The organism is Haloarcula sp. HT12, from assembly GCF_055271655.1.
In genome coordinates this window covers 96,833-117,315 of record NZ_JBUXKW010000005.1, presented here as the reverse complement: position 1 = coordinate 117,315, position 20,483 = coordinate 96,833, and the positions used below count along the sequence as shown (strand labels likewise).

The following is a 20,483-nucleotide window of genomic DNA, read 5'->3' as shown; positions in this document are numbered from 1 at the left end:
CAAGTTTGACGGCCAATGTCGCACCACGCATCCCCCCACGGCGAGGCGGATAGGTCCGAAGAACTTCGGTCGGAGCCGGCGCTCCCGGACGCCATCCGGACGACCGAGACCTACGAGACCGAGGAGGGGACAGTGTTCTACGACGCGGAGAACCCGCTCGCGTGGCTACAGACCGATACGGCGCTCACCCTACAGGAGATCGCCTGACAGGAAGTACTTTTAGTCTCCACCCGTCGTAGCTAGTGTGATGGATATCCCCGGCGAGGACGACCCCAACGAGAGTCCGGGGGTTCTCTCGGAAAAGAGCGAGTACGAGCCATCGGAGTTTGACCCTGAGAGCCTCGGGCCAGACGTACCGTCCCCGTCCGGCGGCGATTACAGCGGCGAGGCCACGGGGCTGTTCGTCAAGCTCGTCATCGTGTTCAACGTCGCACTGCTCGCGCTCTCGCTCGGACCGATGCTGGCCTACTTCGAGGGGCAGGTCGACCTCGGGATCCGTATCTTCCTCGTCGGCGTCATCGCCTTCGGCTACGGGACGTTCCGGTACATCCAGTTCGAGCGGGCGCGAAAATCGGACGACGACCCGAGCGAAACAGCCGAGACAACAGATACCCAGCCCGACGGCGCGGAGTCAGGCGACCACAACGGCTAACCGGCCCGGTCGGCTACGAACGGCCATGCGTACTGTGCGGGACGACGACGGCACGCGCTACTTATTGGTGAAGGAATCCACTGAGTCGAGTCTGGTCCGAAACCCCGAAACCGGCGAGCAGCGCCACGTCCCGAACGCCGACCTCGAACCCATTGAGGGCGAATCACCGCTCACCACGGCCGCCGAGGCCGTGCCCGACGCCGCCCGGCGCGTCCTCACAGTCGCCCACGACGACCGCGCGCTGGGCCTGCTCGTCGAACTCGACGAGCGCGGGCCGCTCTCTGTGGCAGAACTGCTCTCGGCGTATGACCTCTGTGAAAGTGACCTCCACGGGCTGGTGGGCGAGTTCCGCGCCGCCGGCCTGCTTACCGAAGCACGAGTCCACGGCCAGCGGGGCTACGACACGACCGAGACGGCCAGCGACGGACTGGCGTACCTCCGCGACTGAGGGCCCATCGGCTTTGCGGCTGTTTCAGGCCAGTTCGGCGACCGTCGCTTCGACCTGTTCGACCCGCGATCGGTTGGTCGTGGCGTCCTTCTCGACGCGGACGAGTTCGTCGGCCGCGCCGACCAGTTCTTCGTCGTGGCTGACCACGAGAATCTGCTCGACGCCGACCTCGTCGCGCATGTACTCGACGAGGTCAAGCAGTTGCGTGACGTGGCCCGAATCCAGGAACACCGTCGGCTCGTCGAGGATGAGCGGCGGCATCGGCGCGGCCACTTCGATACCCTCCGCGAGCAGGCGGTAGATGGCACACCGCAGACTGAGGTTGAACAGCGCCCGTTCGCCGCCCGAAAGCTGTTCGGGTTCCAGCGGCTCGCCGTCTTTCTGATACACTGTGAGCTGGTACTGCCCGTCGAGTTCGATGTGGGAGTACGAATCGTTCTGGTACACCAAGTCGAACGTCTGGTTGAGCATCCGTTCGAGCGTCTCGACGTTGCGCTGGCGTAGCTCCGCCCGGAGCGTTCCGTACATCTCCTGGAGCTCCTCGGTTTCGTCGTACAGCGTATCGAGCTTTTCGAGGGTCGCTTCCAGGTCCTCGCGTCGGTCCCGCAGCGACTCCAGTTCCTCGATCTCGTTCGTCACGCCGCCGATGGCGTTCTGCAGTTCGTCGCGCTGCTCGCGTTTCTCCGCCAACGCCTCCTCGGCCTGGTCGATGTACTTTCTCGCTCGTTCCTTCTCGTTTCGGGCCTCCGTGATTCGATCCTCGTCGAACGATTCCGCGAGGTCCTGCTTGCGCTCACGCTTCTCCGCGAGCTGGTCGCGGCGCTGGTCGTTCAGTTCTGCCTGCTGCGTGCGTTTCTCTCGCAGCCGCTCGATGTCGTCGTCGCAGTCGTCGATGTCCGCGAGCAGGTCCTCAACCCGCTCCAGCCGCTCGATGGACTGCTTGACCTGCTGGCGCTCCTGATTGCATTCGGCGACGACCGAGCGGCATTCCTCGGCTTGCTCACGGGCTTCGGCGGCTTTCTCGCGTTTCGTCTCGGCCTCGGACTCGTGTTCTGTCGCTTCCTCGCGGAGCGTCTCGATGCGCTCCTGATCCGCGTCCAGTCCGTCTTCCTTCTCCTCGACGAGCTGAACGATGTTCGAGCGGTTGGTTTCGAGCGTCGAGAGCTCGTCCGCTGTCTCGACCAGTTCCGTCGCGGTTTCGTGTTTCGATTCGAGTTCCGAAACGTCCTCGCGGGCGTCCGCGAGTGATTCCTCCAGCTCGGCGATCCGCTCGCGGTCCTCCTCGATAGAATCGACGTGTGGCGACTCGCTCACGTCCTGTCCACACTCGGGACATTTGCCTTCCTCCAGCAGCGCCTCGGCCTCCGCGAGCGTCTCGCGCTCGCTCTCCAGTTTCATCTCCAGTTCGGTCACCCGCTGTCGGGCGTCGTCGAGGTCGCCGGCGACGGATTCTTTGTACGACTCTGCCCCGTCGCGGTCGGTCGGTGCGTCCTCGAACCTTGCTTCGAGGTCGGCGATCTGGTCGTCGATGTCGCTTATCTGCTCTCGGCGCTCGGCGATGGTCTCCCGTGCGGCGTCGAGGTCGGCTTCGAGTTCGTCGGCCTCCTCGCGCTTGTCCTCGGCCCGGGATTCGAGGTCAGCGGCGCTCTCGGCCAGCGCGTCGGCGGTGCTACTGTGTTCTTTCGCATCGACGCGCTGGTCCTCGATCCGGCTCTGCAGTTCGTCGTCGCGGGACTTCAGTTCGTCGAGCCGTGCGTCGACGGTGTCCGGGTCGGGGTCCGAGCTATCAAGATCGGTTTCGGCCGCCGTTTCCGAGAGATCCTCCCGCAGCGACTCCCGCTGGTCCTGCAGATCGCTGATCTGCTCTTTGAGGTCGGTTCGGTTCCTTTCCGTCTCTGTGATGGTCGCCTCCAGCTCCTCGATGTCGGCTTCCAGCGCCGACAGTTCCTCGCGTTTCTCCTCGTACTCTTCGAGGACGGACTCAGCCTGCGTGAGTGTTTCCTCCGCGGTGGCTTTCTGGTCCTCGATGTGGTCGATCTCGTCCTGCAGTTCCGACTCCTTCGTTTCGAGGCCGTTCAGGCGCTCGTGGAGATCCTTGTCCTCTTTTTCCTGAATCTGCTCGTCGAGTTGCGAGAGCGCCCCCTGCTTGTCGTCGCGCACGCGACCGACGCCGACGCGGGCATCGCTGGCCCGTTCGCGGTACTCCTCCAGTTTCCCCAGTTGCAGGAGGTCATCGAGCATGTCCTGGCGGTCGCTCGGGGAGGCGTTGATGAGCTTGTTCACCTCGCCCTGGCGGACGTAGGCGCAGTTGACGAACGCCTCGCTGTCCATGCGCAGGAGTTCCGTAATCCGTCGGCGCACGTCGCGTGCGCCTTCGTAAGTTCCCTCGGGCGTCTCCAGGACGCACTTCGCGGTCGTCGGCTGGGACCCCGTCGCTCGAATCCGGCGCGTGAGGTGGTAGTCGCCGCCGGCGTGGGCGAACCACAGTTCGACGGTGCAGTCGTCGGCCCCGATGGTGACCACATCGCCGAGAGTCTCGTCTAGCGCTTTCGAGCCGTACAGCGCGAAGAAGCAGGCCTCTAACAGGGAGGACTTCCCGCTCCCGTTGAGCCCGTGGATGACGGTCACGCCGGTGTCCAGTCGCAGGTCGGCATCGTCGTAGCACTTGAAGTTGGATAGTTTGACGCGTTGGAATCTCATCGTGTAGCCTCCATCAGAGGAACTCCTCGACGCTCGCCTGGCTCTCGCTGTCCGTGCCGTCGGCCTCGTTCACCGCCGCTCCGTCGTCGGTGTCGTCAGCCTCGTTCGCTGTTGCGCTGTCGTCAGTGCCGTCCGTGTCTCCGCTCACGGCCGCATCCGTGTCGGCTGCGAATGCACCCGAATCGTCCGACAGGAGGTCGCGCACGTGCCGTTCGACCTCGTCTTTGACGTTGGCGTCGGCGACCTTCGAGGCGCGGATCGTCTCGTCGATATCGTGGGCCGCCTCGCTCAACCCGAGATCTCGGACGCGCTCGGTGACGGCATCGTCGGGGTCGGCGAAGCTGATCTCCGTTTCTCCCTCCTCGGCCGTGATTTCGCGGTGGTCGGTGACCCGGGCGACGAGCGCCCCTCGATCGAGCGCGAACGATTCGACGCTGGCCGGGGTAACTGGGTCGCCGTCGCCGCTGATGGAGACGATGACAACGGCGTCCTCCAGATCGTGCTGGCCGACGCGGCTCCGGACGCGCTCGACGCCCTCCTCGGGGCCGAGGTCCACGTCGACGAAGACGAACTCCCGCGTATCGAGGCCCCGGCGGGTGATACGGACTTCGTCGTCGAAGGTGACGATGTTGTAGCCGCGGTCCTCGCGCTCGCTCGCGCTCGCGCGCTCGGTCGACCCGCAGTAGGTGACCCAGGCGTCCTCGACCTGCTGTTTGCCGGGGTCGTGGTTGTCGCCGAGCAACAGCGCGTCGAAGGTCACCGACGACTCGGTGAGGATCTCCGCGGCGTCCCAGTCGCCGTAATCGAAGGGCTGGAACAGGCCGTGGGTGACAAGCGCGGCGCTGTCCGCGTCGTGGGGGGCAAAGTCGTAGTCGAGGTCGGCGCGCTGGGAGCGCGGGACGAAATCGAGGCCGTAGAAGGCGGTGTCGCCGATGACCGTCGGCTCGTCGTCGAGGCGCGTCGCTAGCCCGAGCGATTCGTACAGGTCGAGCCACTGGGCGTCCCGCTTGGCTTCGTGGTTTCCCACGACAGCCAGAAACGGAATGCCGGCCTCAGAGAGTTCTTCCAGAACGCTGAGCGTACCCATGATATCCGCAAGCGCCGGGCGGCGGTCGTGAAAGAGGTCACCGGCGTGGACGACGGCGTCGGCGTCGTCCGCGATCGCGTCCCGGACCACCTGCCGGAACGCATCGAGGAAGTCGTCCCGTCGGTCGGGGACGTTGTACTGCTGATACCCGACGTGGGTATCGCCGGTGTGTATCACCCGTGTCATTTGCCCACCGGTAAGCCAGCGCTCCCTAAAGAGGTGTCGTGACCGGAGTGAAAGTGGTCGGCGACAGTGCGGTCGGCCCAGCGGTTACAGTTCGTCATCTGTCACCGTCGCTGCGTCCCGGTATCGACGGAATTCACGCAGGGCCGCTCGCCCTTCGTCGGCCAGTCCGCTCACCTCGTGTTCGGCCTGTGCGACGGCTGTTTCCAGCCGGCCGACGCCGAATGTTTCGACGAAGGCGACTGCGTCGTCCAAGTCACTGGTCGCCTCCGCCGCCCGTTCGATGACCACCCGGTAGTCAGCGTCGCTGTCCGTCTCGTCGGTGGCTTCTCGGCTTACGCTCCCGTCGTCCCAGCTGGCCCTCCGAGTGGCTTTGCCGTCGTCGTCGCTACCGATCTCACCGTCAGCGAGTGCCGTGAGCGCCGCCTTCACCTGGTCGCTATCGGCCATACGCAGAGGTGGTCCCGGTATCCGGTATAAACGTTCGCTGGCACCGGTTCGGTTGGTGGCGCGTTCGAGACGGTTTCAACATCCGGCAACACGAGGCCGATACCGATTGAAAATGAATACAGTTTAGTGAGGTGACTAGTGTAGTACAACTAACAGACTAACGCCGATAGCTCCGACGAGAATCCGCTATCGGTCGCCCCGATCATCATGCCACTGAACGGATTTCGCTCCGACGACAACGCCCTCTCGTCGGTCACAATCGTCGCGCTGCTGATTCTGGTGACACTGGTCGTCTCAGTCGTTCTCGCATTGTTCATCCTCGGCATGGGTGGGTAGGCAGACAGAGCATTTGCGGTCGGTGACTGGAAGGGATCCACAGCCGAGGGTTCAAATACCGGCACGGGACCAGAGCCGGGCATGACAGATATCGAGACGTTGGCTGAACGGCTTCGGACGGTCGAACGGGCGGTTACCGACGGAACGACCGAGTTCCCGGAGGTGACGGAACTCGCGGAGTTAGAGGCCCGCATGGACACCGTCGAACAGCGCGTCGACGATATCGACGAACGGACGGCGGAACTCGAAGCGGCCACGCAGGCCCTCCGCGGGTACGTGGGGAACGTCCGCTCGGTCAACGACGAGGTCGAACAGCGCGCCGACGCGGCGCTGGCAGCGACCGACCGTCTGGAGGGGCGCCTCGACGAGGAACTCGGGTCACAGCCGGCGTCCGACCAACCAGCGACGAACGCCGAACAGCGACCAACAGCGACGTCACAGGGGCGCCCATGCTCGTCGGATGGTCACGGCCACGCCGGTCAGAGCGCCACGACCGACCTCGCGGCCGAGGCGCAGACCGATTTCTCCGCCATCATCGACGGCGGTGGCCCGGACAACGACGAGAAGGAGACCACAGACACAGGCGTGTTCGGGCGCATCCGTGAGCTGCTGTGATATACCGGCTAGTACTGGCCGTCGCGGTCATGACTGCACTGGCTGGGGCGACGGCTCCGGCGCTATCGACAGTGCGGGCAGACGCCGCAAACAGCGCCATGGAGCGCCAACTGGAGGAACTGGCCGCCGAGCTGGCGACGCTGGCCGAGACTGACGACGCGACGCCGGATGGCGACGCGCGGCGCGCTGTGGAGATACGACTCCCGACGCGGACCTACACGAACGCCGGTGTCAGCTACCTTCGGTTCACGGAGCGGGCGGGTGTGGGCATCGCAACGTGGGAAGTCGAGTCCCGGACACAGACCGAGCAGTTGGCCGATATCCCGATCCGAACGACAGCGGGAACCGACCGACTGAAAGATCCCGGCACACATCGGCTCGTGTTCGTGCTGACACGGGCCGACGATCAGCGGGTGCTGACGGTCCATCGGTTTAAGTCCGAAGCCAGGGCGAGGCGTGGCCATGCGTGAGTGGTTCTTCGGGTCATCAGCAGCGGCGGACTGTCGCTGTGAGACGGCCATCGAGGGTGAGCGGCTGGTGGTGACGGCGGACGACTGCCCAGGCAGGGGCGACCTCGCCGCGTCGGCTGACTGCCGGGCAACAGCTGTCGACTCGCTTCCCTCGACCGGCGCTGAGACCGTCGTCACTGAACAGGCGGGACAGGAGCGGGTGTACGTCGGCCGAGCGGCGGCGGTGCTCGTCGCGGCCGGTCGGTTCGCAGCCAGGGTCGCCTCGCTGGACGACCGACTCGCAGAACGCGCCCGCCGTGACCCCGTCGCCGCCGCGACGGAGGCGCTCGGCCGGGCGGGACCAGTCAGCGACCTGGCAGCGGAGACCGGGCTAGCAGTCGCTACCGACGGTTTCGACACCAGCGAACAGGCGCTTACCGCCTACACTGGGCCGACGATCAGTGACGCCCGTGTCGGAGCAGCGCCACCGGCGGAGGCGGTCCTTCGGGACCAGCGAACCCTTTCGACAGAGGCGTTCGTTCGACGTTACGACACACCAGACGACCAACTGCCGACGTACCACATCGAGCCCCGAGAACAGCGGTTCGACGCGGCGGCGATGGAGACGCTCATCGAAGCGTACGAGCGGGTCGCGTCCGTCGCCGTCGACGGGGGCTGTCACCCGTATGACGCAGCGAGCGAGGTGACCGACGACAGCACTACCGCGACCGCCGTCGGTGCCGTCCTGGAGAAACACACCCGCGGCCTCGGTGTCCTCGAAGATATCTTCGCTGACGAGCGGGTGTCCGACGTGTTCGCAACGGCTCCCGTCAGTGACACGCGGCTCCGGGTTCGCTGTGACGGGGAGACCATGCGGACCAACGTCCGCATGACGCCATCGGGCGCGAACGCGCTGGCGTCGACGTTCAGACGGATGAGTGGCCGTGCGTTCTCGCGGGCGAACCCGACGCTCGATGCAAAGACGACCGTCGCCGACCGACAGATTCGCGTCGCTGGCGTTAGCGAGCCGGTCAGCGACGGCCTCGCTTTTGCCTTCCGCGCCCACGACAGCGACGTGTGGCGGCTGGCCGACTTCGTCGGTAACGGGACGATGCCCGCCGCCGTCGCCGGCCTGCTCTCTGTCGTCGCGGACCGCGGCGGTGCCTGCCTGATCGCCGGCCCCCGCGGCGCGGGCAAGACGACGACGCTCGGTGCGCTGCTCTGGGAGATTCCCCGCGAAGTACGGACCATTCTCATCGAGGACACGCCCGAACTCCCGGCGTCGTCGCTCCGAGACGACGGTAGAGACATGCAGGCGCTGCGGACCGCCAGCGGAGAGGGGCCGTCAGTCGACGCCACAGCGGCCCTACGGACCGCACTCCGGCTCGGCGAGGGCGCGCTCGCCGTCGGCGAAGTCCGCGGCGAGGAAGCCAGCGTCCTCTACGAGGCGATGCGCGTCGGTGGCGGCGACGGAGCCGTCCTCGGAACGATTCACGGCAACGGCCCCGACGCGATCCGGGAACGGCTGGTGTCGGACCTCGGTGTCCCGGCCCGGGCGTTCGCCGCGACGGACCTCGTGGTAACGCTCGCTCCGCCCGCGTCGGAGCACGGCCGCGGCATCGCCTCTGTCGCGGAGGTCGTCTCTCTCGGTGACGACGTTTCCTTCGAGTTGCTTCACGAACGCGACGGACCGGCGGCGACGGCGACTGGCCGCCTCAAGCGAGGGAACAGCCGCCTGGTAGAGTCACTCGCCGCACCGGGCGAGTCCTACGCCGAGGTCCTCGACATCATCGAGGCGCGAACCGAGCAGTTCGAAGAATCGCTAGCTGTGGAGACCCGTGGGAGCGAGCCTCTTACTGACGAGGTCCAGCCGTGACCCACGCTGGCGGTTCAGACGACTCCCGTGGTGACGCGAGCGCGGCACCTACAACGACGCTCGCAACTGCGCTCGCAACGGCCTATCCGGGCACTGTCGAGGTACCCGACGACTACCGCCGGGCGTGTCGGTTCCTCTCGCTTTCGGCCCCACCAGAGACGGTGCTGACTGCCAGTTACGGCGTCGCGCTGTGTGGCTCCCTCCTCGCGACGGTCGCCGTCTCGGTGGTGCGCGGACAGCTAGCGGCGGCCGTCGGCCTCGGACTCCTCGCCCTGTCCTTGGGCGTCGCGGCAGTGGGACGGTACGGTGTGCCGTTCGCCGCGGAGGCAAAGCGGATTCGAACGTTGGGAGCCGCGCCGTCGCTCGTCACGACACTGGTACTCGGTGTGACGCTGTGGCCCAGCGCCGAGCGGGCGGCCGCGTTCGCCGGACGGGCCGGGAGCGGGCTACTCGCCGCACGGCTGGACCACCACCACCGACGGGCCGCGGGGACACCGCGGAGTGGCCTGGGGACGTTCGCGGCGGCCTGGAGCGACCGGTTCCCGGCACTCGAACGCGCGGTCGGGCTGGTCGAGAACGCGACGGCGGCCCCGGCCGAGGAGCGGCCCGACGTCCTCGAACGCGCACGGCAGTGTATCCTTGACGGGACGCGCGACGAGATGGCAGCCTTCGCGGCCTCGCTCCGTGGCCCGGCGACCGGGGTGTACGCCTTTGGCGTCCTCCTGCCGCTGGCGATGGCGTCGCTCTTGCCCGCCGCCGCTGCCGCGGGCGTCCCGGTCACTGCGTCTGTGTTGATCGGGACCTACGGCGTGGTATTGCCCGCCGCGCTGTTGCTCGCCTGTTGCTGGCTGCTGGGCCGGCGACCGGTCGCGTTCTCGCCGGCGACAGTGCCGCGGAGCCATCCCGACGTTCCGGGGACACCGCTCCCCTCGGTCGCGGCTGGCATCGTCGCCGGCCTCGGAGGATGGCTCCTCGCCGACGTGCTCGTCGCTGAATGGGCCTCCCCTATCGGCGCACTCGGGGCCGGCGTCGGGAGCGCGCTCGTCGTTCACTACCGGCCGGTCGCCGAAGTCCGCGACCGCGTGACCGTCGTCGAAGCGGGCCTCCCGGACGTACTATCTGCTGTCGGTCGCCGACTGGACCGCGAGCAGTCGGTCGAAGCCGCGCTCGCGGGAGCTGTCGATGAGACGCCCGAACCCACCAGCGCCATCATTGAGTCGGCCGTCGCGCGCCAGGAACGCCTCGGTACCAGCATCGAGGGGGCGTTTCTGGGTCCCAGCGGCGCGCTCGCTGACGTTCCAAGCCGCCGAGCCCGTCGGGTGGCGACTTTGCTTGATACGGCCGCGACAATCGGACCACCGGCGGGGGAGTCCGTGACGACGATGGGCGAGCATCTGGATGCGCTCAGGTCTATCGAGCGGGAGACGCGCCGTGACCTCTCGCAAATCACAGAGACGCTGTCGAACACCGCCGCGCTGTTCGGTCCGCTGATCGGGGGCGCGACCGTCGCGCTGGCCGGGTCGATGGGCGGCGGCGAGCAGTTCGCCACCGTTCCGAGTGCGCTGCTGGGACCGGTCGTCGGCTGGTACGTCCTCGTGCTCGCGGTTTTGTTGACGGCACTCTCGACGGGTCTCCATCAGGGACTCGACCGCGCACTCGTGGGCTATCGCGCTGGTCTGGCGCTTCTGTCGGCCACGGCCACCTTCCTCGTGGCCGTCGTCGCCACCGGACTGCTGGTCTGATATTTAAATAGGAACACGCAGCCAGACCGGTCCATGTTCGAGACGCACGTCGACACGCTGTATCTCTGGGTCGGCCTGGGGACGGTGAGCGTCGCCGTCCTGGGTGTCGTCGTCGGACTGCCGACGACCGCACCGCCGGACGCCACCGACGCGGCAGCGACCATCGATGAGGTCACCACCAGCCCGGCCGGGTCCGTCGAGCACCGCCGACTGGTCGCCGATGAGTGGGTGCTCGACGGCCGTGCAATCCGCCTTCGCAACGGCGGGGGGACGGCCACGGCACGACTGCTTCGGGCGGCTGTTCCGGCACGGACCGAGAAGCTCCGGACAGTGCTGGACGGTGAGCGCCCGGAGACAGTGTACGACTCGCCCGATGCGTTCCGACGGGACATCCGTGCGGCGGGGAACACAGACGCCGACTGGAAACCGGCCCCGGATCGACTGACGGTCAGGCACGTCGCCTGGGGAGGGACCGATGTCACTATCGTCGGATAAAGCGACGACGGCATCATCGGCTAGGGCAACGACGGAGCCCATCGCCGCGCTCGTCGCTGTCTTCGCCGTCACGCTCGGTCTAGCGCTGTATGCCGGCGTGATCGACGACGTGTTCGCAACGCTTGACGACGACCGCAACATCGCCACGCCGACGGCCGATGCCGTCGAACAGCGGCTCTCGTCGGCGGGCGTCGTTCAGCCGGATGGAGTCGACAGATCGCTCGATGCGGTTCCGGCCAACTATCACGGGAATGTGACCGTCAGGGCGACGACCGGCGAGCAATGGAGCAGTGGTCGGGAGCCGCCGAACAGCGCCGACACCGAAACCAGAACCGTGAGCGTGCGGGTCGGGCCGGGTTCCGTCCGTCGCGGAACGCTCACCGTGCGAGTGTGGCGATGACCCGAGCGATGAGCGCCGTCGCCGACGTGACGGTGTTTCTCCTGCTCGTGGGTGCCGCTGCAGCGGCCGTCACAAGCGGCGTCGGCGTTGACCGGCCGGTGGCTACGAACCCCGCAGCGGAACAGACCTCGACGCTGGCGACGAGCACCGCGAGCGTCGAATACGAACTGGTCGTTGCAGCGCCAGAGCACCGAAAGCCGCCCGACAACGCCACGCTCCGACAGCGGACGGGCCACGGCACCGTCGCCGAACTGCTGGGCGAAGCGGCGATGAGCGGCGTCACCGTCGACGGTGAGCGGCTGTCCAGCGCCGGTACTGACTTCGAGTCGCGAGTCGCGGCGACGACGCGTGACAGACTCCACAGCCGGGGGCGGAAGACGTCCGTCCGCGTTACCTGGTCGCCGTATCCGGATGCACCGATCGAGAGCGCGTATCGCGTCGGTGACCGGCCTCCCGCCACCGTGGACGTTCGGGCGGCGACAGTGACAGTATCCAGTGGGATGGAGAACGTCTCGGAATCGGCCCGCGAGGCGGCGAAGACAGACGGCTACGACGGCGTGGCGACGGTCGTCGCCCGTAGCGTCGTCGACGGGCTGTTCCCGCCGGCGCAGTCACGGTACGCGCTCCGGGGCGACTACCCCTCGGATGTGCTGATGGGGGCGCGCTACGAGCGCATGGCCGACCTGACGGGGACCACCGTCGCCGTCGAACGGCAGTCACCGACCGAGATGAACCGCGAACTGACCGCGGCACTCGCCGCGCGGCTTCGGACTGACATGCGCTCGCGGTTCGACTCACCTGAAGCCGCCGCCCGCGCCGTCCAGACGAGCCGTGTCCGCGTGACCGTCAGGACGTGGTCGCCGTGAGAGACGATACCCGCGGCCGAGTTCCCTTCGCGCTGCTCGGCACCCTTCTGCTGGTGAGCAGTCTCACGCTGGCCCCGACGTTCGTCACCGAACCCGCACCCAGCGAAACGGCCGTCGAGCGGGCACTGGGCCAGGCGACCGCGGAGACGCAGGTCGCGGTGCGGGACGGCGTCTCGACAGCTGGCCGGCGGGCAGCGGCGAATCCGGTCGTCACACCGGCCGATACACCCGCCGGGCGGGTCCTGAACGACTCGACGGCGTTCCGGGACTCGCTCAGAATCCGCGCCTATCTCCGGGTCGCGGATCGACTGGAGCGCGTCTCTGCCCGGAGCGGTGACGTGACCGCGACCGCCAGCCTGCCGCCGGTTGCTAACGCGAGCGAACTCCGAGCGGCAAAACGCCGCGTCGCTGTCGAGCGCGCCGGGCCGAACAGGACCGCGGTGCGGGCGACAGTCGAGAAGATCGTCCTGACGGTCCGGCGAAACGGCGAGGTCGTCTCGACGCGACGCGTCTCGCCGACCGTCGTCGTTCCGACGCAGGCGCTCATGCTCCACGACCAGGTGTCGACCTACCAGGCGCGGCTGAATGCCGGGCTGGACGAGCAGGGGCTAAGCCAACGGATGACGGCCCGGCTGTATCCGATAGCGTGGGCGAGGGGATACGCACAATACGGCGGTGCAGGTATCGAAAACGTCGTCGCGAACCGTCACGTCTCGCTGGCGACCAACGGCGCACTACTGAGTGTCCAGCGGTCGACCTTCGGCCGGAGCGACCCCGCCGGCCGCCGTGCCCTGACCGAGGCGACGGCGGTGACGGGTATCGAAGACGTCGTCCGGGGCAGCAAGGGGACCGGCATCTCGGCTGACGCCCTCAACAGGGTCGAGTACAAACCGGTCAGCGAGACGCCGCCACGGCCGAACTCCACGGGCAGTCCGAGCCCGGGGGAGTCGATGACCGTCGGCGTCAACGAGACGGCCGACAGGGCGTTCCGGTCCGTTACCGAGCCATCGGCGCTCAACGAGACTCTCAAAGACGCATACACCGTCGAGGCAGCGCTGGAAATCGACAAGCGCCGACTGGGTGGGGGACCGCCGGGCAAACCACCGTCGCCTGGCACCGAATGGACGCTGGTCAACGAGCGAACGACTGCCTCGGCCGCGGCGGTCGGGAACGCCAGCGGAACTGTCGCCCCGCCGGAGGGCTGGCACGCGTTCCAGACGTTCGGCCGGACCGTCGAGCGCCAGTACACCAGGACTGCGGTCTGGCAGAAGGGGACGGACCGCCGACGCACCACCGCGACAAGTACCGCGCGCTATCGCGTGACCGTCGCCGTCGTCGGTCGCCACCATGGCCGCTCGCCGGCACCGAACCGCTCGATCCGCACTGCACACGATGCCAGCGCAAGTCCGCTGAACGGATCGAACCTCGCCGACGTGGAGCCGAAGGCCACCGGAACGCTCGTCGACGACGCCGGTGGCCGCGACGCGGTCACCGAACAGGCCGTCGACGGAAACCTGAGACAGACAGAAACCACGGTGACGGCCGACCGGCCCCCGGGGCTACAGGACTGGGTGTACCGGGACCTGATGGCCCTGCGAGCATCGGTCCGCAATACGACTGTCACCGTCGAGCGCGGGCGCGTCGGCACGTTCGAGACAAATCCGCCGGAGGAGCTCCGAAAGCAGGTCACACAGCGCCGCGCACGCCTCGCGGACGTGCCGGCCACCTACGATAACGCGGCCCAGGAGGCACGAACCGCAGCCCGTCTAGCCTATCTGAATGAAGTTGCGTCGCGACTGGACGAACAGGCTTCGGCGCGGGACGGCAACCGGGAACGTGTCGATACGCAGCTAACAAAGCGCACCGAGGGGTCGCTGCGTGCCCTCCGGAAAGGGTTAACCGCCCGCGATACTCGCGTCCACCGCTCTCGCCCGGCCCCAGTCGGTCCAGCCGGCCCCGTCAGAACGCGGGTCGATACGCAGACCCCGTATCTGACGCTGGCCGAACTAAACGAGAGCCGGTACCGCGCTCTCGACGGGCGCGAACACCCGCTGGTGGCGCGGAACGCGAACGTGTTCACGGTCCCATATGGGAACGCCGCCGACGCCGTCGTCGGCGGTGCGTTCGAGTCCGGCGACAGGGTGCGGCTCGCGACGGCGGCGAAGACGCTCGCGGCCGCAAACGATACCCTCGAAGACGAGTCGAACGCCACTCTCGCCGCGGAGCGCGACTCCCTCCAGCGAGAGGTCAGGACAGCCAACGAAGCGCTGACAATCCAGCTCCGGCTGGCGGTCCAGCAGGGGACCGACGCCGAGAAAGAAGAGAGCAAGGCCATCGTGGCGGAGGCGATGGCCCCGTGGGAGACATCGGAGTCCCGGGCGCTGGCGCTGACGAACGGCTCTGCACAGGAGCGGGTCGCCCGAACCGCCGGGCACCGGTTGAACCTCACCCGGATCGAGCAGGATCGCCTCCGCCTGCGGCTGCTTTCGGTCGATACGCCAGCGACTAGACCGACGCTGGGCGCGACGAACGGGACCGCCGCTGCGGTGCGGACCGTCGCCGAAGACGAACTGAGCAGCGCCCTGGCCGACGCCGGGGAGCGGAAGGCCCGACAGATCGCAACGAAGCGACTCGGGACGGACAGACTCCCGGCGGGACTGCCGCTGGCACCGCCGATTACCCCCTGGTACGCAACGGCGAACATCTGGTGGGTGACCGTCGAGGGCGAGTACGCCCGATTCGCCGTCTCTGCGAGCCACGGTCCGCCGAGCGACCCCGGCGCGCGGACCACTTACGCGCGTGACGGGCGCAACGTCACCCTGGACGTGGATGACGACGGAGTAACCGAGCGACTTGGGACCGCCGACCGGGTTTCGTTCAGGGCCGACACCGGCGTCGTGGTCGTCGTCCCGCCCAAACCGCGCGGGGTCGGCGACAAGGACGGCAACGCCGTGGAGGAATCGAGCGGGTGGCCCGATGCGGGCAACTGACGCCGGGACACATAACCGAAATAAAATACCCCGGGGCCGAACTGTGGCCCATGCTTAGAGGCGAATTTCCCGATGCCGGCGAGCAGTCGGCCGAGGAGTTACTGGCTGCCTACGGCACCGTACTCGCCGAGACAGTCGAACGCGTCGGCGTGGCAGACGTTGTGGAGGCGACCGGCCTCGACCGGGCGACAGTGGACGCGTTCGCCGACGGCGAGGTCGCCGACCGGACCCTGGAGGAGGCGGTCGCTGTGCTGGCGACCGGGCCGGACCGACCCGATGCCGACGCGTTGCAGGCCGAGGCCCAGGATATCCTCCTGATGGGGATGACGACGGCCGTGATGGACGTCGAATCGCTGGCCTCCGGCATCGATGACGAACTGGAGCCAAAGGAGATCCAACAGAAGATCGAGGGGCGCTATCCGGTGACACTGGCCGAGTACGCGCTCCTGCACAGCTACATCGAGGGTGAAAAGCGGTGACGGAACGCGTCGCAATCCTCGGCTGTGGCTACGTCGGTCTCGAACTCGGGCGACAGTTGCAGGACGACCACGACGTGGTGGGCGTGCGCCGGTCCGACGACGGGATCGCGGCTATCGAGGACGCCGGCTTCGAGGCGGTCCGGGCCGACGTGACAGACGCCGAATCGCTGTCCGCGGTGCCGGACGCCGACTGGCTCGTCTTCGCCGCGAGTTCCGGCGGCAGGGGAGCCGAGGCCGCCCGCGAAGTGTACGTCGAGGGGCTCCGGACGGCCATCGACCACTTCTGGTCGCGGGCCGACCCACCGGAGCGGCTGGTGTACACTTCCAGTACCGGCGTGTACGGCGACCACGACGGCGCGTGGGTCGACGAGGAGACGCCGCTTGACCCACAGACCGAAAAGACCGAAGTGCTGACCGAAGCGGAGCGGGTCGCCCGCGAGCGCCCCGTGGAACACGGCGGCCACGGCGCAGTCGCTCGCTTCGCCGGCCTGTACGGTCCGGACCGCTACCGACTGGAGCGGTATCTGGAAGGGCCGGTGACGGCCGGCTATCTGAACATGGTCCACCGGGCCGACGCGGCCGGGGCCGTGCGCCACCTGCTGACGGAAGACCACCGCGAGGAGGTCGTCCTGGTCGTCGACGACGAACCCGTCGAGAAATGGGCCTTTGCCGACTGGCTTGCCGAACAGTGCGACGTCCCGTTCCCGCCGAAACAGACGACAACGGAGCGACTCGCCGACGACAGTCTCTCGGAGACGGCGAAGCGCCGCATCCAGACGAGCAAGCGATGCTCGAATGACCGCCTCCGGAACCTGGGGTACGAGTTCGAGTACCCGACGTTCCGAGAGGGGTACCGTGACGCCGTCAGAAACTACCGGCAAAATTGACGCCATCGAGGCGAACTTTATTATTCACAGGCTGGCGAACAGGGGTGTATGACACGCGTTGCCGCCGGCGGGCTCCAGGTCGACGCCGCCGCGGCGTACGCTAGCGAGAACCCCCTGCTGGTCGCTGGTGTCGCTGTGGCGCTCCTTGCCCTCCTCGGAGCCGGCGTCTGGCTGCGTCGGTATCTCAGCCGGACGCCCGCAGAGCGGCTTCGCCGGGTACTGGCCGCCCACGACCGGATCGCGGTGTTGATGCACCCGAACCCGGACCCGGACGCGATGGCGTCCGCGCTGGCCGTCGACCAGCTCGTCGCCGGCACCGACACCTCGGCATCACTGCTGTACTCCGGGGAGATACGTCGACCGGAGAACCGGGCTTTCCAGACGGTGCTGGACCTGGATTTCGACCACATCGAGACTGCCCAAGACATCGACGCGGAGGCAGTCGTCCTCGTCGACCACAACACGGCACGCGGCTTCCCCGGTGCAGGAGAGATCGATCCGGTCGCCGTCGTCGACCACCATCCCGGTAACGGCACCGGCGACAAGTTCACCGACGTACGGTCCGACTACGGGGCCTGTGCGACCATCTTTGCGAGCTACTTCAACCAGTTAGAGTTTGAATTCAGCGATACGCAGGGGAACGGGAGTGTCGATATCGATGCAGCACCGGCAGAAACCATCCCCTGTGCGCTCGCAACTGGGCTGATGTACGGCATCCAGTCGGACACCCGGTCACTGACAAACGGTTGTAAGTCCGAGGACTTCGCGGCAGCCGCGTTCCTCTACGACGGGATGGACAGTGATCTGCTCAACCGCATCGCAAACCCCCAGGTCGACGCGGAAGTACTCGACGTGAAATCGCGGGCCATCGGGAACCGGGAGGTGCGAGCGCCCTACGCGTTCAGCGACGTGGGCGAGGTGTCGAACACGGACGCGATTCCACAGGCTGCGGACGAACTGGAGACGCTGGAAGGCGTCTCGGCGGTCGTCGTCGTCGGCGAGAAGGAAGGGACGATTCGTATTGCCGGCCGCTCGCGGGACGACCGCGTCCACATCGGCCGGGCGATAGAAGCCGTCGTCGACGATATCCCGATGGCCGAGGGCGGCGGCCACGCCAGGATGGGCGGCGGCAAGGTCCCGGTCGAACACATGGCCGGTCTCGGCCCCAGTGACGGCGTCTCCCGCGAAGACTTCCGCGAGCGGGTGTTCGACGCTATGTGCGGCGAACTGTAACAGAACTGGAGCGCACTCGCCGACCGCGGCGTATCTCTGTCCTTTTGTCACTGCCCGACCAACGGCCGGTATGGCCACACGGGAGGCGACCTGGGCGTACCGGGACGATCACGACGAGTTCGCGCGCACGTTCTACCGGCGGTTCGGCGACGGCGTCGTCTCCAGTATTGGCGTCGGCACGTATCTGGGTGATCCGACGGACGAGCGAGACGAACAGTACCACGACGCCGTCGTCACGGCGCTGGAATCCGGCATCAACGTCGTCGACACGGCGATTAACTACCGACACCAGCGCTCGGAGCGCGTCGTCGGCGACGCCGTCGCGGACGCCGACGTGGACCGCGAGGCCGTCGCCGTTGCGACGAAGGGCGGCTTCGTCCCGTTCGACGGGGAGCGCCCGACGGACCCCGGTGCGTTCGTCCGGTCGGAGTACCTCGACACCGGCATCGTCGACCGCGACGACCTCGTCGCGGGCCAGCACTGCATCGCGCCCGACTACATCGACGACCAGCTCGACCGCTCGCTCGCGAACCTCGGGCTGGACACCATCGACCTCTACTACGTTCACAATCCGGAGACGCAACTGCAATCGAACTCCCGCGAGGCGGTGTACGATCAGCTAGAGGCGACCTTCGAACAGCTGGAGGAGCGAGCGGCCGGCGGCGACATCAAGCACTACGGCGTCGCGACGTGGGAGGCGTTCCGCGTGGCCCCCGACCACGACAGCTATCTCTCGCTGCCCGAAGTCGTCGAGCGCGCTCGCGCGGCGGCCGAGACGGTCGGCAACGCGGCGACACACCTCCGCGCGATTCAGCTGCCGTTCAACGTCTCGATGGCCGACGCGTTCACCGTCGCGGCCCACGACGGCGCAGAGGGGCCGCAGTCGGCGCTGTGGTTCGCCCACGAGGCCGGACTGGACGTGTTCACCAGCGCCTCGATCATGCAGGGACAGTTAGCTGGGGAGGTTCCGGAAGACGTAGCGGCGAAGCTCTCGGGGGAGACGAGCGCACAGCGCGCCATCAATTTCGCGCGCAGCGCGCCGGGCGTGACCTGCTCGCTGGTCGGGACGGGCTCGGTCGAACACGCCCGGGAGAACGTCGATGCGGGTCGATACGAACCGCTCGGCGCGGACGCGTTCGACGCGGTCTTCGAGTAGCTAGCTAGCTGAGCTCCTTCCACTTGCCGTCGCACTCGGGGCAGACGCGCACTTTCCCGACTTCGTCCGGGTCGTTCTCCGTCGCGAGTGGCTCGTCACAGCTGGTACAGGAGAGCCGTCCGTAGTTGTCCTTCTCGACGTCGCCGGCCCGGAGGGCCTTCCTCACTGAGTCCATACCTGCCAGTGTGCTACCCGCGTGTAAAAACCCCGTGGCGGCGTTCCGGAACGTTGTTCACGTTTTCCGACGTACCGCCGGTCGTGTCTCGTCGCCGCGTCTTCGGCTCGCTGTTGGGGATGGTGTTCTGCATCAACCTCGCCAGAGTCGTCTTTGCGCCCCTCATCGAGCCGATTCGGGCGACGACAGGGGCGTCCGACGCGACGCTCGGACTACTGGCAACGATGGTCTGGGCCGGGAGCGCCCTCCCGCGGCTCCCCACCGGCGTCCTGTTGACCCGGATATCGCGGGCGAAGGTCATCTTCGGCTCCGGCGTCGTGTTGACGGTCGGGACGACGTTTACCGCGCTCGCGTTCGACCCGACGCTGTTGCTCGTCGGCGCGTTCACCATGGGGCTTGCAAGCGGCGTCTACCTGACCGCGGCGAACACGCTGGTCAGCGAGCTGTATCCGGACCGCCCCGGCCGCGCGCTCGGGCAACACGGCGTCGCCGCCCAGCTCGCCGCCGTCGGCGCGCCAGCCCTCATTTCGTTCGTCCTCATCGTTGGCACGTGGCGGACCGCGCTGCAAGCGATAGCCGTCGCCGCGGGACTGATAACCGTCGCGTTCACCATCGTCGCGAGGCGCTCCCAACTGCCCGACGCCGGCAGCGAGGACCGCGACCTGCTCGCCGCGGCGCGCGCCCAGTGGCACATCATCGTCACCAGCGTCGCCACCATCGGCGTCGCGGGACTGGTGTGGAACGGGCTGTTCAACTTCTACGTCACCTACGCCACGAGCGTCGGCCTGTCCCCGGGATCCGGCCGGACGTTGCTGTCGCTCGCGTTCGGGGCGGGCGTACCGGCCTTCTACCTCAGCGGTCGCCTGGCCGACCGTCTCCCGTCGATCCCGTACCTCCTGACGATACTGGCGGCCTTTACCGGCTGTGTGCTGGTGCTCCCGTCGCTGACCGGCTTCTGGTCGCTGGCCGCGTTCAGCGTCGTCGTCGGCTACGTCATCCACAGCATCTTCCCGGCGGTGGATGCGTACCTGCTCGGTTCGCTCCCGGACCGTCACCGAGCGAGCGCGTACGCCACCTACGGCGCGGGGATGATGGTGATGCAGGCTCCCGGAAGCGTACTCGTCGGGAGTCTGCTGGATGCCGGCGTCGCGTTTCCGACACTGCTTCGCGGTATGGGGGTGGCGTTGCTGGTCGTCCTCGTCGCCATGGTGTCGCTGCACCTCGACGGGCGGCTGCCGAGTACAGCCCGAGCCTAAAGGCTGAA

21 protein-coding genes are annotated in these 20,483 nt (G+C 67.4%); 17 read left to right on the top strand and 4 right to left on the bottom strand.

Features of this window, described 5'->3' with window-relative positions; all coding sequences use genetic code 11:
* The first annotated feature begins 15 nt into the window (after positions 1 to 15).
* From ACY9XZ_RS16960 to ACY9XZ_RS16950, 3 genes are read left to right on the top strand one after another with little or no spacing between them, the layout of a single operon-like run.
* Positions 16 to 207: a DUF7331 family protein gene (locus tag ACY9XZ_RS16960; RefSeq protein WP_463458212.1), complete on the top strand. Its 192-nt coding sequence runs from the start codon at positions 16 to 18 to the stop codon at positions 205 to 207.
* 40 nt (positions 208 to 247) lie between these two features.
* Positions 248 to 652, top strand: coding sequence for a DUF7322 domain-containing protein (locus tag ACY9XZ_RS16955; protein WP_463458211.1), 405 nt, complete (start codon positions 248 to 250; stop codon positions 650 to 652).
* A 25-nt stretch (positions 653 to 677) separates the two neighbouring features.
* Positions 678 to 1,100 (top strand): DUF7346 family protein, encoded by a 423-nt coding sequence (locus tag ACY9XZ_RS16950; RefSeq protein ID WP_463458210.1) that lies wholly within the window; start codon positions 678 to 680, stop codon positions 1,098 to 1,100.
* Positions 1,101 to 1,124: 24 nt separating this feature from the next.
* On the opposite strand, the gene rad50 is transcribed toward ACY9XZ_RS16950, so the two are convergent.
* The 3 genes from rad50 to ACY9XZ_RS16935 all read right to left on the bottom strand — a co-directional run bounded on the left by rad50 (position 1,125) and on the right by ACY9XZ_RS16935 (position 5,520).
* Complete coding sequence (gene rad50 / locus ACY9XZ_RS16945; RefSeq protein WP_463458209.1) at positions 1,125 to 3,800, bottom strand: DNA double-strand break repair ATPase Rad50; 2,676 nt, start codon at positions 3,798 to 3,800, stop codon at positions 1,125 to 1,127.
* A 13-nt stretch (positions 3,801 to 3,813) separates the two neighbouring features.
* Entirely contained in the window at positions 3,814 to 5,073 is a 1,260-nt protein-coding gene (gene mre11, locus ACY9XZ_RS16940; protein ID WP_463458208.1) for a DNA double-strand break repair protein Mre11, read from the bottom strand.
* Between the two features lie 84 nt (positions 5,074 to 5,157).
* Positions 5,158 to 5,520, bottom strand: a complete 363-nt coding sequence (locus tag ACY9XZ_RS16935) for a hypothetical protein (protein WP_463458207.1) — start codon at positions 5,518 to 5,520, stop codon at positions 5,158 to 5,160.
* Between the two features lie 207 nt (positions 5,521 to 5,727).
* On the opposite strand from ACY9XZ_RS16935, the gene ACY9XZ_RS16930 reads away from it, so the two are divergent.
* The 13 genes from ACY9XZ_RS16930 to ACY9XZ_RS16870 all read left to right on the top strand — a co-directional run bounded on the left by ACY9XZ_RS16930 (position 5,728) and on the right by ACY9XZ_RS16870 (position 19,044).
* Positions 5,728 to 5,856 (top strand): hypothetical protein, encoded by a 129-nt coding sequence (locus ACY9XZ_RS16930; RefSeq protein WP_463458206.1) that lies wholly within the window; start codon positions 5,728 to 5,730, stop codon positions 5,854 to 5,856.
* Positions 5,857 to 5,937: 81 nt separating this feature from the next.
* The gene (locus ACY9XZ_RS16925; RefSeq protein WP_463458205.1) at positions 5,938 to 6,471 is read left to right on the top strand and encodes a DUF7310 family coiled-coil domain-containing protein; all 534 of its coding nucleotides are present in this window, start codon (positions 5,938 to 5,940) and stop codon (positions 6,469 to 6,471) included.
* Complete coding sequence (locus ACY9XZ_RS16920) at positions 6,468 to 6,941, top strand: DUF7311 family protein (RefSeq protein ID WP_463458204.1); 474 nt, start codon at positions 6,468 to 6,470, stop codon at positions 6,939 to 6,941. Before ACY9XZ_RS16925 ends, ACY9XZ_RS16920 begins: the two co-directional genes overlap by 4 nt.
* On the top strand, positions 6,934 to 8,796 hold the full coding sequence (locus ACY9XZ_RS16915) for an ATPase, T2SS/T4P/T4SS family (protein WP_463458203.1): 1,863 nt from the start codon (positions 6,934 to 6,936) through the stop codon (positions 8,794 to 8,796). Before ACY9XZ_RS16920 ends, ACY9XZ_RS16915 begins: the two co-directional genes overlap by 8 nt.
* Positions 8,793 to 10,538, top strand: a complete 1,746-nt coding sequence (locus ACY9XZ_RS16910) for a type II secretion system F family protein (RefSeq protein WP_463458202.1) — start codon at positions 8,793 to 8,795, stop codon at positions 10,536 to 10,538. Before ACY9XZ_RS16915 ends, ACY9XZ_RS16910 begins: the two co-directional genes overlap by 4 nt.
* A 33-nt stretch (positions 10,539 to 10,571) precedes the next feature.
* Entirely contained in the window at positions 10,572 to 11,033 is a 462-nt protein-coding gene (locus ACY9XZ_RS16905; protein ID WP_463458201.1) for a DUF7283 family protein, read from the top strand.
* A complete protein-coding gene (locus tag ACY9XZ_RS16900; RefSeq protein ID WP_463458200.1) occupies positions 11,014 to 11,433 on the top strand; it encodes a DUF7285 family protein in 420 nt (139 codons plus the stop codon). Before ACY9XZ_RS16905 ends, ACY9XZ_RS16900 begins: the two co-directional genes overlap by 20 nt.
* Positions 11,430 to 12,299, top strand: a complete 870-nt coding sequence (locus tag ACY9XZ_RS16895) for a DUF7284 family protein (RefSeq protein ID WP_463458199.1) — start codon at positions 11,430 to 11,432, stop codon at positions 12,297 to 12,299. Before ACY9XZ_RS16900 ends, ACY9XZ_RS16895 begins: the two co-directional genes overlap by 4 nt.
* A complete protein-coding gene (locus ACY9XZ_RS16890; protein ID WP_463458198.1) occupies positions 12,287 to 15,289 on the top strand; it encodes a DUF7286 family protein in 3,003 nt (1,000 codons plus the stop codon). The genes ACY9XZ_RS16895 and ACY9XZ_RS16890 overlap by 13 nt, the downstream gene beginning before the upstream one ends.
* Positions 15,290 to 15,339: 50 nt before the next feature.
* A complete protein-coding gene (locus ACY9XZ_RS16885) occupies positions 15,340 to 15,768 on the top strand; it encodes a DUF5791 family protein (protein ID WP_463458197.1) in 429 nt (142 codons plus the stop codon).
* Positions 15,765 to 16,655 carry an SDR family oxidoreductase gene (locus ACY9XZ_RS16880; protein ID WP_463458196.1) on the top strand — a complete coding sequence of 297 codons (891 nt, stop codon included), beginning with the start codon at positions 15,765 to 15,767 and terminating at the stop codon, positions 16,653 to 16,655. The genes ACY9XZ_RS16885 and ACY9XZ_RS16880 overlap by 4 nt, the downstream gene beginning before the upstream one ends.
* 48 nt (positions 16,656 to 16,703) lie before the next feature.
* Positions 16,704 to 17,888: a DHH family phosphoesterase gene (locus tag ACY9XZ_RS16875; RefSeq protein ID WP_463458195.1), complete on the top strand. Its 1,185-nt coding sequence runs from the start codon at positions 16,704 to 16,706 to the stop codon at positions 17,886 to 17,888.
* 70 nt (positions 17,889 to 17,958) lie between these two features.
* Entirely contained in the window at positions 17,959 to 19,044 is a 1,086-nt protein-coding gene (locus ACY9XZ_RS16870; protein WP_463458194.1) for an aldo/keto reductase, read from the top strand.
* Between the two features lie 4 nt (positions 19,045 to 19,048).
* Here the strand turns inward: ACY9XZ_RS16870 and ACY9XZ_RS16865 are convergent, their stop codons facing one another.
* Positions 19,049 to 19,219, bottom strand: coding sequence for an HVO_0758 family zinc finger protein (locus ACY9XZ_RS16865; RefSeq protein WP_004517187.1), 171 nt, complete (start codon positions 19,217 to 19,219; stop codon positions 19,049 to 19,051).
* Between the two features lie 119 nt (positions 19,220 to 19,338).
* On the opposite strand from ACY9XZ_RS16865, the gene ACY9XZ_RS16860 reads away from it, so the two are divergent.
* A complete protein-coding gene (locus ACY9XZ_RS16860; protein WP_463458641.1) occupies positions 19,339 to 20,475 on the top strand; it encodes an MFS transporter in 1,137 nt (378 codons plus the stop codon).
* Positions 20,476 to 20,483 lie beyond the last annotated feature (8 nt).